Annotated in this window: 14 protein-coding genes; 5 read left to right on the forward strand and 9 right to left on the reverse strand. The window is 57.2% G+C overall.

The window, feature by feature from the left end; genetic code table 11:
* Positions 1-117 precede the first annotated feature (117 nt).
* Entirely contained in the window at positions 118-1,200 is a 1,083-nt protein-coding gene (locus tag ACV229_RS05680; protein ID WP_448082137.1) for a catalase family peroxidase, read from the forward strand.
* Complete coding sequence (locus ACV229_RS05685) at positions 1,200-1,724, forward strand: cytochrome b (RefSeq protein ID WP_448082138.1); 525 nt, start codon at positions 1,200-1,202, stop codon at positions 1,722-1,724. The genes ACV229_RS05680 and ACV229_RS05685 overlap by 1 nt, the downstream gene beginning before the upstream one ends.
* A 164-nt stretch (positions 1,725-1,888) precedes the next feature.
* Here ACV229_RS05685 and ACV229_RS05690 read toward each other — a convergent pair whose 3' ends face one another.
* Positions 1,889-2,182: a hypothetical protein gene (locus ACV229_RS05690; protein ID WP_448082139.1), complete on the reverse strand. Its 294-nt coding sequence runs from the start codon at positions 2,180-2,182 to the stop codon at positions 1,889-1,891.
* A gap of 1,324 nt (positions 2,183-3,506) precedes the next feature.
* Between ACV229_RS05690 and ACV229_RS05695 the strand changes: the two genes are divergently transcribed.
* The gene (locus tag ACV229_RS05695) at positions 3,507-3,944 is read left to right on the forward strand and encodes a hypothetical protein (RefSeq protein WP_448082140.1); all 438 of its coding nucleotides are present in this window, start codon (positions 3,507-3,509) and stop codon (positions 3,942-3,944) included.
* Between the two features lie 344 nt (positions 3,945-4,288).
* On the opposite strand, the gene ACV229_RS05700 is transcribed toward ACV229_RS05695, so the two are convergent.
* The 8 genes from ACV229_RS05700 to dnaA all read right to left on the reverse strand — a co-directional run bounded on the left by ACV229_RS05700 (position 4,289) and on the right by dnaA (position 16,995).
* Entirely contained in the window at positions 4,289-5,284 is a 996-nt protein-coding gene (locus ACV229_RS05700) for a PD-(D/E)XK motif protein (RefSeq protein WP_448082141.1), read from the reverse strand.
* Positions 5,284-7,545 (reverse strand): Z1 domain-containing protein, encoded by a 2,262-nt coding sequence (locus ACV229_RS05705; protein WP_448082142.1) that lies wholly within the window; start codon positions 7,543-7,545, stop codon positions 5,284-5,286. Before ACV229_RS05705 ends, ACV229_RS05700 begins: the two co-directional genes overlap by 1 nt.
* A complete protein-coding gene (locus tag ACV229_RS05710; RefSeq protein WP_448082143.1) occupies positions 7,511-9,139 on the reverse strand; it encodes an ATP-binding protein in 1,629 nt (542 codons plus the stop codon). Before ACV229_RS05710 ends, ACV229_RS05705 begins: the two co-directional genes overlap by 35 nt.
* Positions 9,136-10,506, reverse strand: a complete 1,371-nt coding sequence (gene dcm / locus ACV229_RS05715; protein WP_448082144.1) for a DNA (cytosine-5-)-methyltransferase — start codon at positions 10,504-10,506, stop codon at positions 9,136-9,138. The genes ACV229_RS05710 and dcm overlap by 4 nt, the downstream gene beginning before the upstream one ends.
* 74 nt (positions 10,507-10,580) lie before the next feature.
* The gene (locus ACV229_RS05720; protein ID WP_448082145.1) at positions 10,581-10,916 is read right to left on the reverse strand and encodes a hypothetical protein; all 336 of its coding nucleotides are present in this window, start codon (positions 10,914-10,916) and stop codon (positions 10,581-10,583) included.
* A gap of 552 nt (positions 10,917-11,468) precedes the next feature.
* Positions 11,469-13,943, reverse strand: coding sequence for a DNA topoisomerase (ATP-hydrolyzing) subunit B (gene gyrB / locus ACV229_RS05725; protein ID WP_448082146.1), 2,475 nt, complete (start codon positions 13,941-13,943; stop codon positions 11,469-11,471).
* A 191-nt stretch (positions 13,944-14,134) separates the two neighbouring features.
* The gene (gene dnaN / locus ACV229_RS05730) at positions 14,135-15,241 is read right to left on the reverse strand and encodes a DNA polymerase III subunit beta (RefSeq protein WP_448082147.1); all 1,107 of its coding nucleotides are present in this window, start codon (positions 15,239-15,241) and stop codon (positions 14,135-14,137) included.
* Positions 15,242-15,408: 167 nt separating this feature from the next.
* Positions 15,409-16,995, reverse strand: coding sequence for a chromosomal replication initiator protein DnaA (gene dnaA, locus ACV229_RS05735; RefSeq protein ID WP_448082148.1), 1,587 nt, complete (start codon positions 16,993-16,995; stop codon positions 15,409-15,411).
* A 418-nt stretch (positions 16,996-17,413) separates the two neighbouring features.
* Between dnaA and rpmH the strand changes: the two genes are divergently transcribed.
* Together rpmH and rnpA are read left to right on the forward strand one after the other, a co-directional pair.
* Positions 17,414-17,548 carry a 50S ribosomal protein L34 gene (gene rpmH, locus ACV229_RS05740; RefSeq protein WP_004198824.1) on the forward strand — a complete coding sequence of 45 codons (135 nt, stop codon included), beginning with the start codon at positions 17,414-17,416 and terminating at the stop codon, positions 17,546-17,548.
* A gap of 15 nt (positions 17,549-17,563) precedes the next feature.
* On the forward strand, positions 17,564-18,025 hold the full coding sequence (gene rnpA, locus ACV229_RS05745) for a ribonuclease P protein component (RefSeq protein ID WP_448082149.1): 462 nt from the start codon (positions 17,564-17,566) through the stop codon (positions 18,023-18,025).
* The last annotated feature ends 46 nt before the right edge of the window (positions 18,026-18,071 follow it).

The following is an 18,071-nucleotide window of genomic DNA, read 5'->3' on the forward strand; positions in this document are numbered from 1 at the left end:
CGCCGGTCGCGCGGGGTTATTCCATCAGCTTATGAAAAATATTTCGATGGAATAAGGCGGGCCGAGCGGCGTCCTACGGCGGTTCGACACAAGACCGTGTGGTCGGGAGTGAATTTCATGGAGCGATCTTCTTCTTCACAACGCGAGCCGGGGCGAGGGTTATGGCGCTGGGCGGCCATCGGCGGGGCCGTGGTGGGCGTGGCGGCGGCGTTCGGGTATGTCGGCGGGTGGCTCGCGCCGGGGCGGTTGACGCCGCACCGGCTCGTCAATGCGCTGCAGGCGAATGGCGGCCTGCATCCGGGGTATCGAAGGAATCACGCGAAAGGCGTCTGTGTGAGCGGTTACTTCGAAGGGAATGGCGCGGCGGCTGCGTATTCGACCGCGCCCTTTTTCAAGGCGGTCAGGACGCCGGTGGTGGGGCGGTTCGCGTTGCCGGGCGGGAATCCGTATGCGCCGGACAGCAGCGTGCCGATCCGCAGCCTGGCGTTGCGGCTCACCGCGCCGGATGGGGAGCAATGGCGGACCGGGATGAACGCGATGCCCGTGTTTCCGGTGGCGACGCCGGACGCGTTTTATGCGCTGACGCTGGCGGGCACGCCCGATCCGAAGACCGGGAAGCCGGATCCGGCGAAGCTCAAGGCGTTTTTCGGGGCGCATCCGGAGACGGCGGCGTTTCGGGAATGGGTGAAAGGGGCGAAGCCGAGTGCGAGTTATGTCACCGAGGCCTATTACGCGTTGAATGCGTTTTATCTCGTGGATGCGGCGGGAAAGAAACAGGCGGTGAGGTGGCGGGTGGTGCCGGAGCAGATGGCCGGCGCGGCGGACGTCGCGACGGCCGGGGATCCGAATGTGTTGCAGGAAGACCTGACGCGGCGGATCGGCGACGGTGCGCAGCGGTGGAAGTTGTTGCTCACACTCGCGGAGTCGGGGGATCCGGTGGACGACGCGACGAAGGTCTGGCCCGCGCAACGGACGACGATCGATGCGGGGACGCTCGTGCTCGATCACGTGGCGGCGCAGGACAGCGGGCCGTGCAGGGATGTGAATTACGACCCGACGGTGTTGCCTGACGGGATTCAGGCTTCGGGGGATCCGTTGCTGGCGGCCAGGTCGGCGGCTTATGCGGATTCGTATCTGCGAAGGACGAGTGAAGAGGCCGGGGTGCCTGGGGCTGGGCGTGTGAAATCGGAGGGACGGTGATGAAGACGACTTTTAGTCTGCCGGCGAGGGTGCTGCATTGGGGCATGGCCGCGATGATCGTCGCGATGCTGTTTATCGGGGTGGGGATGGTGGCTTCGGTTTCGGAGCGGCACGCGGTGCTGGTGGCGATTCATAAGCCTTTAGGCGTTGCCGTGTTGGTGCTGGTTTGTTTGCGGGTTGTTGTGCGGTTTAGTTCGCGGGCGCCGGCGTTGCCGGAGGATTTGCCTTGGTGGCAGAAGGTCGGCGCGCATGCGTCACATCTCGTGCTGTATGCGCTGATGATCGCAATGCCGTTGATCGGGTGGGCGATGCTTTCCGCTGGCGGGTATCCGGTGACGCTCGGAGGTGGGGTGCAATTGCCGGCGATTGTGGGGGCTGATCCGGTGCTGTTTGCCTGGCTGAGGATCGCGCATCGGTGGGTCGCTTATCTGTTCTTTGCGACGTTCCTCGCGCACTTCGCTGCCGCGCTTTATCACGGGTTGATTCGGAGAGATGGGGTGGTGCGGGCGATGGTGGGGAGGTGATCGCGGAAGGCTACTTTCTGTTGTGACGGTTGTTAAAGGTGGTTATTGGACAGTCGCCGCGAGATCCCGGTCGCGGAATGGCGTATTGAGACTCGCTGAGCGATGCGCTTCGTGTTGAGCCAACCTCCAAAACAGCAAGGGCCGCATAGAGCGGCCCTTGCTCGTTACGCCGACTGTTCCGGCTCGGGATGCTGATGGTAGGGCTGCTCTCGCTGATTAAGCTGGCTGTAGTCAGGCGTGATGGTTATCTTCCGAGTGACGTGGTTGATGTCGAGAAAGACGCGGTCACCCGGTTCGAATCCGAACAGCTTGAAGTGCGCATCGATGACGCTCATCCATGGTAGGTACGGCCAGCCTCTCTTGGGATCTGGCCAGCTGCGGAGAATCATCGCAAGCACGGTGTTCGGGTTCCGCTGTTTGCGCTTCTTTGGGCGTGACTTATGATTGGCGTCAGCCATGGTCAACTCCTCTGTTGAGTTGGTGGTGGTCAGCGGGTCGTATGGGTGGCAGCCCATGCGGCCCGCGCTTTTTGCGGTGCTGCTGTTTGAGTTTAAGGGAAGACGGGCGCTTGATGAGGCCTATGCGTGCGGATTAGCCGAACGGTATAGAGGGTGTCCGCGGTCTCGAACTTGGTTTCGTCACGTATTCGGGAGGCGGGAACGCTGTTGGCGAAGTCACCGAATAGTGACTCGAACGCTCATAGTGAGTATGAGAGGATATCTCGGCCTAGATTTAAATTCTGGCCTTCGCAAGTGATCGACTGCGGCAGGTGACTAGAGGATCCAAATGGTAACGATATCTGCGAAAGACTTAGACGACGCGCCGGCACCTCATCGTTCCGCGCTCAAATGGTTCGCGACACAAGCCGGCTGCGTGGTTCCGTGGCAGCCAGTTCTTAGCGACGGTACACGATTATTCTCAACTCCGAAGGGAATATATAAACCAGCGGGCTCACTATATGCGCTTAGTGTACGGCAAACACTCGCGGGAGAATATCCAGACCGGGAGCCGATTCGCCGCGATGACGGCACTTGGACTTATGTCTATCACCAGGAAGGTAACGAACCCGGTGATGTAAAGCGATATTTCACAAATGTTGGGTTACTCGCTTGTATGGAACATGGAGTGCCAATCGGGGTCGCTCGCCAAGTCAAATCAAAGCCAGGTACCAGTTACGAAATTCTTGGGGTCGCGATGGTGACGCAATGGGAAGATGGTTTTTTCTACCTAAACGGTTTCTCCCGTGTTGGTTAGAGTGCGCGCAGGTGCAGCTGCCATGATTGCACCCCAAGAAATATCAGCGAAGGGTTGTAGCGCCTGTTTGGCCCTTCTTCGCCGCGCGGTGTAAATCGGGCGCAGCGCCTGTGCCGCGGCTTGAACTTCTGCGGTTCGGTCGCTTTCATCATGTTGGAAACTATTTTGCCAAACGGGACGAATTCTTGGAGCAGGGCACGGCAACTAGTAAAACCGATCGTCAGATGAGATAAAGGCATATCAAACTGCCGGCAACACACTTTTCTTCACGTGGCGTCTTCAATGGCAGGTTGATGAGGCGCTCCAAAATTCACTCCGAAACCAATTTATTTTGCGTTGCTCTGGTTTTCTATCTAGCATTCTGATGTGTGCATGTCACCCTTCTGCAGTGGAAGGATGACATACAAAAGTAATTCAGACACGAGCAGCGCTTGCGTATACGTCAGCCTATCTGAGGCGATAACACTGCTTATGCAGATGGGGGCAACCGTGATCGACAGATGTAGCCCCCAGGCGCGCTCGAGAACAATGGCATCGATTCGCGGACGCGGGAACAAGACGACTGAGGTTGCCTTTGTCGAAATCCTTCGCGCAGCGGCTATCGTCGGCTGGCGCCGGCACCTAAAGATTTCGCTAACGCCCCGCCAAGACGGGCACGCGCCGCAACCGAAGGGTATCCATCCGAGCAAGCGACAAGCCGCAACTGTTCGACCTGATTTCGTGTTTCGTGCGGCCAAGCTCGCGGTCTTTCTTGACGGCTGCTTCTGGCACAAATGTCCGATTCACTATAAGGCGCCGAAAAGCAATGAAGATTATTGGGTGTGGAAAATTAATGCCAATGTTGTCCGTGACCGTCGCACTGACGTGGCTCTTAAAGCGGCCGGCTGGCAGGTTTTACATTTGTGGGAGCACGAAATGCGAGTGCCGTCTATCGTGTTGCGGAAATTACGTCGACGTCTCGCATGAAAAAATGTCTTTGACGAGAACTCATAGCAAGCGACGATTCATCGTTACCTTGGATGATCTAAAAATTGTCTAAAATGCACGGTAGGCACGACGGAACACATTTAAAACGGGCCTGTCAGAAATTTCATGTTTAAGGAACACCATGTCGCCAAAGAGTGAGTATGCTTCGCGAACCAAAAGCCAAGCCGGCTGTACTGTTTGAGCAATTCGCCAATGGTCCAATATCTGCCGCTTAAACAAACCATTCTCTCAAGCTTCAGTTGGTTAAAAATTCCAGAACACGTCAACCGAACTCGTGGATGAGGTGCAATTTTCAGGGGCCTAGAAGGCCCCCGACATGCAGTCTACTGATGTGTGGAACTTCGACTGTCGCTAAAGATCCGTGCTAAGGCAGCAGAAGGCTCCCCATCAATCGAGGATGGTACCGTAGTCAAATCCGAGCAAAACCGGACGTTAGATATGCGCAGGTCAACTGGGCGCGCGGGCGCAGGGATATCTCGCATGTCGTACAAGACTAGATTTTTCGCTGCGAAGACTGGATCAAACCGCTTGTCCAATTTTTCCGAAAAATCGCTACCCAGAGAAGTCGCAACATTCTCCCAAAGTTTTTGCTTAAGGCTGGGGACTCCGCTGACTGACGTTTCTACATCACGAGCGAGATCCAGGATTCCTGCCCCACCACTCAGTGGTTGGAGTAACAAAGACGCTACCGCGCCGCGCCCCGTTGCCGGGGCTTCTAATTGTTCGAGAGCAAAGTCATGTACGCGAATGCCGCGCGTCGAAGATTTGACTTCAAGTCGCATGCCATCACTTGAGAAGTCGAATCGATCGAACTGATCCCCATGCCAAAGCGTGAGCGCCCTCGGAACGTCAAGGCACGTTGAAATAACAAAGAGTTCGGCCCATAAACCGGAGATCTCTCGGCTACTAGGAGACGCGAACGCGCGAAATAGGTTCCGTAGACGCGAGATACAAGATTCAATTTTTCTGGTATCGCTGTCCACCGGGAGGTCCTGGATCGCTGCACCGACGCATCGGACAAACAACTCGTACAGTTCCGGTGCCGCAGAATCGCATGAGACAAGGCAGAACTGATCTGTCAATCTCGTAGACTCGGCCGAGACAAAACAGGTGACCTGAAACTGTGCCGTTAGATAACGGAACGTAATTGCAGGATTGTATTTAGCAACGCCGACGTCATGCAACAAGAACACCGGTGCGCCGGTATCACTTTTTGCGAGGAAATCCTTCCTCGTCGCGCTCACAGATATAGCGCGAAATTCTGTTGCGGTTTGGGCGCCGGGAAGATCCCGGAATGCCTGGAAAAGATCAGTTGCCACTAACCTCGTTCCTCCACATGAAGATCGCGACGCAAATTATTCGGTACGTTGAGAGCGAACCAAGTGATGTTATACAAGTCTGTGCTGTCGGGATCGCGTGGTCGCGTTCCAAGATTGAACCTTCTCAGTTGTAGGGTGATCCGAGTTGAAGAGAAAAAGCTTCTGTCGTTAATCGAGTCAGCACTTTGACTGAAATACTGATTGATAGGTGCGTTAACGTGTCCAGCAGGGAACCCACGACCGGCATCTCGTGTCCGATACTGTGCCTTCAGTTCGTTTATCAAAAACACGTCGGTCTCGAGATCGCCATGTTCACGAAGTAGATCGGCCATGCTGATCAAAATGGCGCTGTGTTCCTCCGCATCCTTCGGATCTCGCACCTGTACACGCAATAGAAAATCTTCCAGGACTGCGCGTAACGGAACGTTTTCGATCACTAGGTTTGGCGATTTACCTTTTCCGCTTTGGAACTGCGGCAACTGTGCGGCGTTTTTTACTGGCCCGTACTTCTTACGCCACTTACTCTCAACGTCCGTCAATAGTGTTCTGTTGAAATCAGCAGCCATCGGATCCCTTTGAAGGGCGCCGGGCACCATCCACCCATCAACGCTGATTCTTCGCGTGTCGAGCCCAACAACGTTAGGCCTGGTTGGTCTTAGCAACGCCCCAAGGATAAAATCACGCCGCCAATCACTTAATGGCTTGCCTCTATTCCCAACTAGCGCCGAACGCACGAACTCTTCATGGTCCACATAGTCGGCGAAAGCGTCTCGAACGCTCGCTTGAACAAAAACGCGACAAAGCCCGAGATAGGCTCTCTTATATCCAAAGAACCGAGCTCGCTGTTGCAGCGTATCTGCTGCAGCCGAATTCCCGAGTGGCCGAGGCATGTATGTAATTGCCAATCCTTCCACGGTATAGCCGCGATCCAACTTTGCGCCGCCCACTAGAATCCAGTAAGGTGTCTGCTTCCAGTCGACCTTTTTCTCGGCGTCCGGCGTTCCATTGACTTCCACACAGTTCATTTCGCCGAATACGTCATTCACCATTGATTCGATGAGTTCTGGCAAGGGCTTGATGTCGGGCGCGGTCGCCTTTAATGAATCGTATTCCTCTCGAAAGCGGGATTCGACCTCATCGGGCCTCTTTTGATACTGACGTTCAACGTAGGAAGTAAGCGTCTTCAGAGATTTATCCACCCAATGTTTGTACTCTTTATGAGAGCTCGTCTGCATCGCAGGATGGACCATCATGGACCGGTTACGGTCTTTGCGCTTTTCGCGTGTTATCGCATGATGGGCAGCTACCAGAAGAAAGTATCGCAGCGCTTTCAGCAACGTTTTGGGTGCCGCATTCACAACATTGTTTGGTCCCGGAACTTCCTTGAAAGGTATCTCGATGACCAGATCTGGATTCTCTTTGAAGAACGCTTTGCCTCCGGTATACGCATCGCCTGGTGTAACCAGTTCTGCGAACGACGGGTTCAGAAGATCGGTTTGTGCTAGTAACAGATTGGCTTGGGGCGTCGCGGTGTACTGCAAATATGAATGATGGGGCAGGATGTCACGAACAGCACAAATGCGATCGTACGTCGAGCTTCTCGCATTCGCCGCAGCCTTCATGGCTCGTATTCTCGCAGCGTTAGTGTTCAAACTTGCCTGGTCGCTCTCATCGTCAATAATGAGAACAGGAACTTCATCAAGTGGTAGCTTTTCGAGAACGGCCGCCAAATTATCAAGATGGTCGATCTGTTTTAGTACTGTAATTAAGACAGCTTTTTTCTTAGTCGGGCGTTTCTTCCAAGCCTCAAGCTTATCGTCGATCTGACCTGTTACTCCTTTGGCCGGATTCGAAAAATGATACCAATTATCACCCTCATCGATTCCGAGGTCTTTTTTTAGCCGGTCCTCCGATTGCTCCCGTAGATTTTTCTTTGTACCAGCAAAGACGATTACCATTCCGTAGCCGTTATCACGCGCAAGCGAGATCACCGTCTCAAAGGACATTGTCTTGCCGCTCTGCACATACCCGACCACGAGGCCGGTTTCCCGTCCGGCAGGCTCGGTGGGAGGGAGGCAGCGCCCCAGAATTCGCTGAGCCTCTTGAAGCACGGAGTTTTCGCCAATTGCCAGGTCCTCATAGCTCGGCCCGTTTGGATCGCCTGACTTGCTATGGAGAAAGTCCTGCGTGAAATCAAGACTCTTCGGCTCCCATCGGAGTGGAGGTTTAATTGTGCCCAGCACAGTCACGGACGCTTTCATCGTCAAATGTCGTGCGCGTAAGCGCACCTCTCAGCAAGTGGTTGAAATGGTATAGAACGCTTTGAGGAGACTCCCCCGTGAGATCCTCCGACAGCACGAGGGAGATGCAGACAGCTGTTGCAATGCGTAGAAATAGCTCAACATTTTCATTGTTGGCACCGAGGAATTCCGTCGAGAATGGATGAGCAAGAGAGAGATCGATACCAAGCCGACGAACACGCCCCGCATCATCGGCCTCTTGTTCCATTTTGGAGACGGATACCCACTCGTCCCTGGACGGATCGATTGACGTACTGAGCGTGATCACCCACTGGTAATCGCCATCGTCCAGTGTCACTGTACGCTCTGACGCTTGTAACTGGCTTTCCGCCATCCGCTCAGGAATCTCAGGAGGACTTGGTGGGATCTGTTTTGCCTCAACCAAGAGCGGCGCTATTTCGTTTTTGATGTGTGCGGCCACGGTATCGGTGGCCATAGCTGCTTGAACCTCAATGGTCTTTCGCGAAGACAAAACTCGATAGTTTTCGGCCTGGGCGAGCAGATTTAGCGGTTTGGCTTCGATCGCGTCCCTTAGGCACTCCAAGAATATGTCTTCGTACTCTTCCCATCGAAAACCATCTTTAGTATGACTTACTTCAAACCCTTCGACGTGAAGTTCGCCGAATAGTCTTTGGTAAGGATAACTGTTTGTCTGCCTAAATATGTAACTGGGGCGATACGTCTCGTCGTGACTGCCGATAATCAATCTGTCCCGTCGAAAAAGTGCGAAGCCTGCAAGTGGAGTCGAACCCACCTCACGTAAGGCAGCGAATCCGAAGACGCGTTGACCGTCTCCGAAATCCAGATTGATATTCTTTTCCCATTCGACGGGGACAATTTCGTCACCCTGAGCCATTACGCCAGGTGCAATGTATGGCACAGCCGTTAGCACCTTTGGCGATTGGTAATTCAATAGTTCGTCGTTGAACTTCAAAACCAATCGTCCATCTCGGAGGAAAACGCGGTAAATACTGGCCAAATGCGCTTTGATTTTTCCGATTGTGCGGCCTTGCGGAAGATGATGAAGGCAGCGCAGCGAAACAACAGTGTAATGGCTAGTGGGATCTCCGGGGCGAACTTCGGTGTTCAGGCGTTCGATCTTATTTTCTACGATATTTTCGACGTCGAAGCGAATAGTACGCTCAACAGATTCGCCTAAAGCCTTGGTGCGCACACTCCATGTTTCGGCGAACCAGCATGCCGCACTTTTCATGCCCATCCCAAACTCGGAAAGGCCATTCCTATCTGTCGGAACCTGTGCTGGTTTAAATGCGCGAGCAAACTCGTGAATTGGGATTCCGGCCGCGTTGTCTGTAATGATGATCTGACCGGGAAGCGTTGTGTCCAGCCGGATTTCAACCTTAAGTTGGTACTCGGGACCGTGAAGCTGTTTCAGTCGTGCTTCGTTAGCGATGTAACTTTGAAGCGCATTGTCGATGAACTCCGCAATGGCGAACCAAGCCTTGTAGTTCAAATGCCGAAGCACCGACAACACCGTAACCTCTGGACGGATCTCTATTGGACCAAGCTGATGCTCGATCGGCACGTTCTTCATGTAATCAATTCCAATTCGCGAGCATTCCTCCCGCTCACTTGCATCTCCGTCGCTTTCTTGGCGGCAGGGCTGGTACCTGAAAGGAGCGCTCGCGCTACGCGTTCAACAACTTTAGAGTTAACCGCGTTTCCCAAGGCCTGAAAGGCGTGAGACGGACTACTCGGAAGTGCCTTCAAATCGTCCATGCTTTGCAATCGCGCGCATTCATGCGGCGTCATATAGCGCTTCTGCCAGGCAATAATTGGCACTTGCGTATCTGTCATCGCGATTAGGCTAGGCGCGGTCGTACGACGCTTGATGCGAACCCCTGAAGCGCGAAACTGCAGGACGTATTTCCAGATATCATGCTCGCCACCCTGTACGTTCCATTCGAGCTTCTGTAGGCTTGACGGAAATTTGAGAATGCTGGGAAGCCATGGATCGATCCAGGATTTATTGTCCGCATAGAATTGACGATTTTGTCGAATAAAATCCTGCTTCCACTTCGGAAATGCTTTTTCCTCTTTCCGTGCATGGCTTGGCAGTGCGGCCCATCGCTCATCCAGTGAACGCAAGTGTCCCAACTTCACACCGTGGCTTCCCTTGAACCCTTTTAAACCATCTAACCCGAAGCGCTTCCAACGTGCGTAGGGTGTTTCGTCTTCGTAGGGATAAGTCGCACCCCATTCCATTGACCACAGCGGAAAGGAGGGTAACGTAACGTCCTTCGGACAAGCCTTGAGAAAACGATCCCATACCTCGAGACATTCAGTTACTTGCTTTGACAGCGGTTTTGCATCAGGCGGGCAGTCATCCAATACACTATCGATCGACGTTGGCTCATCAGTCGTTGCCGGCCATTCGAAGCTGGTGAGAGGTTCCAGCGAGCCGACAATATAGACGCGCTCCCGTATCTGAGGAATTCCGAAATTATGGGGAGACAGTCTCGCTGCATCTATGTGATAGCCTAAGCCACCCGGGCCTAAAAGTTTCTGGATCTTTTTCCATGTTTCCCCGTCATCATGCTTGAGCAAATTGGGAACGTTCTCCAGAATAAAAAAGCTTGGCCTTTTTTGACGGAGAATCTTCTCAACGTCAAAGAATAGACCGCCCTGTTTGGTGCATTCGAAGCCGAGTTGATCGCCTGCCTTGGAGAAGGGTTGGCAAGGAAAACCTGCAGTTAGGACGTCATGGTCTGGCACCGATTCCGGTACCACCTTCGTGATGTCTCCAGCTGGGCGAAGAGCAAAGTTAGTCTCATAGAGATCGCGCAGGTGCTCCTTCCACTCCGCTGCGAAGACACATGTCCCGCCCAGACGATCGAGCGCCAGATGGAAGCCCCCCAGGCCTGCGAATAAGTCTATGAAACGAAAGGAGTTTTTCTTCATTTTAGCCAGCAATCAATGCATGGAGCTACATGGTTTTTGGCGCACTGGCTTGATACGCTTCCGCTGTCGCGCGATTATGCCATATAGGCTGCGCGATGTTCACAAAGCATGTCAAGCTTGTGCTGCAAGGCCTTCATTTTGCTGGTAGTTATCGCAAACCGGTCGTACGCAAACATCGCTGTCGACAACGCGTTTCCGCGAAACTGAGCCGCACAGAGTTGCAGCATACTGTATAAAATTACAGTATGCCAGATGATATCGGTTGACCGCCCGGCAGGCAGCGCTACGCGTGAGCGGTGGCGATTCGAACCTCTCCGGCGCTGCAACTTCGAACGTGTTGGCTGCTTGAGTCGTGCCAAGCTCACCTTGTCCTTCTTCGTATAGCCGGAATCGATGCCATTGGCGAACATCGCACGAGCCTGCGCAGGCGCGATGTACTGATAGGCTCCCGGTGCGAGTCGCTTCTCCCGGTCGTGGTGCTGGTACTTGAGGCGCTAGTATTTCCCACCGGACGGGCAAACTTCCAGTTACATCCCGTGGCGATCTGAAATCCTATATGTTCTATGGCTGCCGCGCGGCGAACAACCAGATCCGTAAGGGACATGGGGCACTTCCGGACCGTGAGGGCACGAAATTCCGCCAAAGACGAGCTTTGGCCTGATGCCTCCTCCGAGCGCCGAAATGCCCCCGGCTGTCAACGGAACCAAAGATCCGCGAATGGAAACAAAAAACCCCGCAAGCGTTGTGGGACGCGGGGTTTGCAAAATACTGGAGAAGTGTCTGGAATGTCTGATGGTGGATCGGGAGACGATCAAACTCACGAACTTCTCATCGCAAACCCGAGATCAGAAATAAATGCACTGCGCACCCCCCCAAAATGATCACACTAGGAAAGGGGGTAGCGCAGACCAAACGTCTTCTAGGAATTTTCACTAATAGCGACATTCGACAGTTTAGGTTGATCAAACATCAATATTCCCCGCCCTCAACGCATTCGACTCGATAAACGCTCTCCGCGGCTCGACCTCATCCCCCATGAGGGTAGTAAAGATCCCATCCGCCGCAATCGCATCTTCGATCTGTACGCGCAGCAGACGCCGCACCGCCGGATCCATCGTCGTCTCCCACAGCTGCTCGGGGTTCATCTCGCCGAGGCCCTTATACCGCTGCTTGGAAACATTCCGCTCAGCATCCGCGATAAGCCACCGCATGGCTCCCTTGAAGTCCGTCACCGCCATGCTGCGCTCCCCGCGCTTGATGACCGCCCCAACCTGAATGAGCCCCTTGAACGTATTCGCGGTAGTCACAAGCTGCTGATAATCCGCCGTGTGCTGGAACTCTTCATCGATGACCGAAACCCGCACATTGCCGTGATGCGTGCGCTCAACCCGCAGCGACCGCAGCTCCCGCACCGGGTCATAAGACGCCAAAACCCGCACACCATTCTTGACCTGATCATCATGAAGCGCGGCATGCAGTGCCTTGGCCGAAGCCTCGGTGGCTTCTTCACTGGTGAGATCGATCACAACCCCATCCAGAATCGCTTCGAGCGCCGCCGGGTCATACAACCGGCTCAACCGTTCGATCACGCTCTGCGACATCAGATACGACCGCGCGAGCTCCCCAAGCGCATCTCCCGAAATCGGCGTCGCGTTCTCCCCAGGCACAAGCTCCGACCCTTGCAGCGCCAACCGCAGCATATGCGCGTTCAACTCGACATCATCCTTCAGATACCGCTCGTCCTTCCCGGCCTTGACCTTGTAGAGAGGCGGCTGCGCGATATACACAAACCCGCGCTCGATCATGTCCGGCATTTGCCGATAGAAGAACGTGAGCAGCAGCGTCCGGATGTGTGCACCGTCGACGTCTGCGTCGGTCATGATGATGATCCGGTGATACCGGAGCTTCTCGAGGTTGTAATCGTCCTTGCCGATGCCGCAGCCGAGCGCGGTCACGAGCGTAACGATCTGCTCGGACGACAGAAGCTTGTCGTACCGTGCCTTCTCGACGTTCAGCACCTTGCCGCGCAGCGGCAGAATCGCCTGGAACTTCCGATCGCGGCCTTGCTTGGCCGAGCCACCTGCCGAGTCACCCTCGACGATGTAGATTTCCGACTTCGCCGGATCCTTCTCCTGGCAGTCCGCGAGCTTGCCCGGCAGCCCAACGCCATCGAGCACGCCCTTACGCCGCGTCATTTCCCGCGCTTTCCGCGCAGCATCCCGCGCACGCGCAGCTTCTACGATCTTCCCGCAGATGATCTTCGCGTCGTTCGGCGTTTCCAGCAGGAACTCTTCCAGCGCCTTCGCCACAACTTCCTCAACCGGCGCACGGACTTCAGAAGAAACCAGCTTGTCCTTCGTCTGCGAGCTGAACTTCGGCTCCGGCACCTTCACGGACAGCACGCACGACAACCCTTCACGCATGTCATCGCCCGAAGTCTCGACCTTGGCCTTCTTCGCGATTTCGTTATCGGCGATGTACTTGTTGATGACGCGCGTCATCGCGGCGCGCAGCCCCGTAAGGTGCGTCCCACCATCCCTTTGCGGAATATTGTTCGTGAAGCACAGCACGTTTTCGTTGTAGCTGTCGTTCCACTGCATCGAGACTTCCACGCCGACGCCGTCCTTCTCGCCGATGATGTGGAAGATGGTCGGATGCAGCACGCTCTTCGTCTTGTTGATGTACTCGACGAAGCCCTTCACGCCGCCACCGAATGCGAAATCGTCTTCCTTGCCGGTACGCAGATCGGTGAGCCGAATCCGCACGCCGTTATTGAGGAACGACAGCTCACGCATGCGCTTGGCAAGAATGTCGTAGTGATACTCGACGGTCCCGAAGATCGTCGGATCGGCCATGAAGTGGACTTCGGTGCCGCGGTTCTCGGTATCGCCGGTCACCAGCATCGGCGACACTTCCTCGCCATCGACAACCTCGATCACACGGTTCTGCGCGACGCCGCGATGAAACTCCATGAAGTGCTTCTTGCCGTTGCGCCGCACGGTGAGCCGCAACCAGCTCGACAGCGCGTTCACGCACGACACACCCACGCCATGCAGACCACCGGACACCTTGTAGCTGTTCTGGTCGAACTTGCCACCGGCATGCAGCTCGGTCATCACGATCTCGGCCGCACTGCGCTTCGGCTCATGCTTGTCGTTGAGCTTGACGTCGGTCGGAATCCCGCGCCCGTTGTCGGTCACGGAGATCGAGTTATCCGCGTGAATCGTCACGTGGATATCGTTGCAATACCCCGCCAACGCTTCGTCGATCGAGTTGTCGAGCACCTCAAAAACGAGGTGATGCAGACCGGTGCCGTCCGACGTGTCGCCGATGTACATCCCGGGGCGCTTGCGCACCGCTTCCAGCCCTTCGAGGATCTGGATCGACGATGCGCCGTAGCTGCTGTTATCGGGCTGCGTATTGTGCTGTTCACTCATGGATATCTTCCGGTTCTGCGAGGCCACTCAAGCGGCGGCGTGGTGCGTTTCTGCTAGAAAACGCCGGGCCGCTCCAGTTTTCCTGACCCATCCGGGGCGCCGGCCCGGCACCAAAAGGATGGGTTTCGATTCGCCATAAAAACGCCAAAGGGGCTTGCCGCCCCCTGGTGTGTGTCGTGATGTCGCGCGCGTCAGATGCGCATCGGCATCACGACATACTTGAACTCGTCGTTCTCGGGCACCGTGATCAGTGCGCTCGAGCTGGCGTCGCCGAGGCTCACCTGCACGGTGTCGACCTTCAGGTTCGCGAGCACGTCGAGCAGGTACGTGACGTTGAAGCCGATGTCGACGGTGTCGCCCTGGTAGGCGATTTCCAGTTCTTCCTGCGCCTCTTCCTGGTCGGCGTTGGTCGACATGATCTTCAGCTGGCCCGGCGCGATGATGCAGCGCACGCCCTTGAACTTGTCCGACGTCAAAATCGCCGCGCGCTGCAGCGAACGCTGCAGTTCTTCACGGCCGATCTCGAACGAGTTCTTGTGCGCCTTCGGGATCACGCGCTGGAAGTCGGGGAACTTGCCCTCGACCAGCTTCGACACGAGCTCGACCTGGCCGAACGTGAACTTCGCCTGGGTCTGCGCGATGTCGATCGTGACGGTGTCGTCGATGTCCTCGAGCAGGCGCTGCAGTTCGAGGATGGTCTTGCGCGGAACGATCACTTCCTGGCGGCCGAACGTACCGCCTTCGATCTTCATCGACGAGAACGCGAGGCGGTGGCCGTCGGTGGCCACGGCCATCAGCTGGTCGCCGTCGACGACGAGCAGCATGCCGTTCAGGTAGTAGCGGATGTCCTGCTGCGCCATCGCGAAGTGCACCATGCCGAGCAGCTGGCGGAACGACTTCTGCGGGACGGTGAGGCTCGCGCCGAAATCCTTCGCCTGCGCGACGGTCGGGAACTCGTCGGCCGCGAGCGTCTGCAGTGCGAAGCGGCTCTTGCCCGACTGCACCGTCAGGCGCTTGTCGGCGAGCGACAGCGTCACCTGGCCGTCAGGCATCGCGCGCAGGATGTCGAGCAGCTTGCGGGCGGCAACCGTGGTCGCGACGTGGTCGTTGCCGACACCGAAATCGGCACGCGTCGTGATCTGCAGTTCCAGGTCGGTCGACAGGAACGAAACGTCCCCGCCGGTCTTGGTGATCAGCAGGTTGGCGAGGATCGGCAACGTGTGGCGGCGTTCGACGATGCCGCTGACCGTTTGCAGCGGCCTGAGGAGGGTGTCTCGTTCGGTCTTGACCAGTTGCATAGAGTTCCTTCGTTGAGATAACGGCCTGCAGCAGCCTCGCAACGCCCCGCCGGCCGGGCGCATGGCCCGCCCCCGCCGGAGCGGTCAAACCTATATTGTGCCTCAAAACCGAATCGCCCCCCTTAATTTGGGGCGGACGCCGAATTCTCAAGCGCAGCCGCGCCGGATCAGCCCTTCAGCGTCTGTTCCAGCACGTGCAGCTCGTGGTTGAGCTGCGCATCCTTGCTGCGCTCGTCGGCGATCTTGCGCACCGCGTGCAGCACGGTCGTGTGGTCGCGCCCGCCGAACAGCTCGCCGATTTCCGGCAGGCTCTTCTGCGTCAGCTCCTTGGCGAGGTACATCGCGATCTGCCGCGGCCGCGCGATGTTCGCCGGACGCTTCTTCGAATACATGTCGGCGACCTTGATGTTGTAGAAGTCGGCGACGGTCTTCTGGATGTTCTCGACCGAAATCTGCCGGTTCTGCACGGTCAGCAGGTCCTTCAGCGCTTCCTTGGTCAGCTCGATCGAGATCTCGCGGCCGTGGAACTTCGAGTATGCGAGGATCTTGCGCAGCGCGCCTTCCAGTTCGCGCACGTTCGAGCGCAGGTGCTTCGCGACGAAGAACGCGACGTCCTCGGACAAATTCACGCCTTCCGACTGCGCCTTGCGCATCAGGATCGCGACCCGCATTTCCAGCTCGGGCGGCTCGATCGCGACGGTCAGGCCCGAATCGAAGCGCGAGATCAGGCGATCGTCGATCCCCGAAATCTCCTTCGGGTACGTATCGCTGGTGATGATCACCTGCGCCTTGTTCGCGACGAGCGCCTCGAACGCGTAGAAGAATTCCTCTTGCGTGCGCGACTTGCCGGAGAAGAACTGGATATCGTCGATCAGCAGCAGGTCGAGCGAGTGGTAGTAGCGCTTGAAATCGTCGAACGCCTTGCGCTGGTAGGCCTTCACGACATCCGACACGTATTGTTCGGCGTGGATGTAGCGGATCCGCGCGCCCGGCTTGTCGAGCAGCAGCTGGTTGCCGATCGCGTGGATCAGGTGGGTCTTGCCGAGGCCGACGCCGCCGTACAGGAACAGCGGGTTGTACGAGATGCCGGGGTTGTCCGCGACCTGGATCGCGGCGGCGCGCGCGAGCTGGTTCGCCTTGCCGGTCACGAAGTTGTCGAACGTGAGCACCGGGTTCAGCTTCGAACGCTCGTACATCGAATCGGCCTCGCCGGCAGCGGCCGGCGCGGCGCCGTTGCCGGGCCGCCACGTGCGGCGGCCGGCCGCGGCTTCATGCGCGGGCAGGCTCGGCAGGTCGATGTCGGCGTCGTCGGCGTGCAGGTGGGCGGCCGCCTGCGCGCTCATCGGCGCGCTGATCGGCATGTCGGCCGGAGCGGACGCGGCGATGTTCGCGGCGACATTCGCCGCAATCGCGGCCACAGCGGCAGCCGGACCGCTGGCCGGGGCCAGCGGCGCGCGCGGGGCCGCCGGCGCCGAGTGGCCCGGATGGGCCGCGCTGCGCATGCCGGCTTTCGAATCGAGGACGAACAGGACTTCGATCGGCGCGTTCCAGAAATCGCGGGCCATATCGGAGATCCGTCCCGAGAACTGGCTCTTGACCCAATCCAGCTTGAAGCGGTTCGGCGCGGCGATGGACAGCGTGTTCGCGGCCGCATCGAAGGCCACCGGGGCCAAGGGCTTGATCCACGTCACGTACTGCTGGGGCGTCAGCTCGCGCTCCAGCAGTGCGGAACAGTGTTGCCAGAAATCGTTCATCAAGTAACTGTCGTTTTTTGCGTGCACTACGGCTCGCCGTCGCCCTTGTCGCGGTCGCGCAACAAGGCCCGAAGCGGTCGTACGAGCGTGCTTCGGGCGCCTGCGTCACAGTGTCGGGAGGCGGGCGTGAGCCGAAGCGGCGTGCGGGATTCTTGGAGATAAGGCGAGATTCTACCCGCAAAAACGGCCACAGCGGGAGTTATCCACAGGGCTGTGTTGTGGGTCGCGGGGCCTGATCACAGGGGCGCGGCGCGGCTGGAAGGCGCCTAAAGTATTGACCACTCACAGAAAAACGGATTAAATAGCGGGTTCCGCGAAAACCAATCCTGTATTTCCGGCGATTGCGTTCGCCCGAAGGCGTCCTGGTAAGGGCACGCGGTCCCCTGAATTTCGACATTCTCGAACAAGTGAGAGCATCATGAAACGTACTTACCAACCGTCCGTGACGCGCCGCAAGCGCACCCATGGCTTCCGTGTCCGCATGAAGACGGCAGGTGGCCGCAAGGTCATCAACGCTCGCCGCGCGAAGGGCCGCAAGCGCCTCGCGATCTAACGCGGGTTGCGCGCTGTGTCCGCCGTCCGCAGCGCTGCGGAAGGTGCCGTCGAGCCGGGTGCGAATCCGTTGCAGACGAAAGCCGCCTTTCCAAAAGCTGCGCGACTTCTGAAAACGGATGAATTTTCATCCGTTTTTCGTTTGCGCCCGTGGCGGCGTTCCGCGCACTTCGTGATTTACGGCAAGCCGACGGGCCAGCCCGCACGGCTGGGGCTCGTCGTCGGCAAGAAGTACGCGCCGCGCGCAGTGACGCGCAACCTCGTGAAGCGGCTCGCACGTGATGCATTTCGCCTGCGCCGGGCCGAATTCGCCGGTTACGACCTGTTGCTGCGCCAGCACACGCGCTTCGACAAGAAGGCGCTGCCGAGCGCGGCTTCGGCCCCGCTCGCGGCGTTGTGCGCGACCGAGATCCGCGAGCTGCTCGACCGGGCAGCGCGGGAGATCGTTCGTCGTGCGTCGAAGCCCGCGTCCGAGTGACGCACCCGCCCGCCGCGGCGGCGTTCGCGCCTGCGCGGCCGGCTTT

It is taken from the genome of Burkholderia sp. MR1-5-21 (assembly GCF_053427715.1).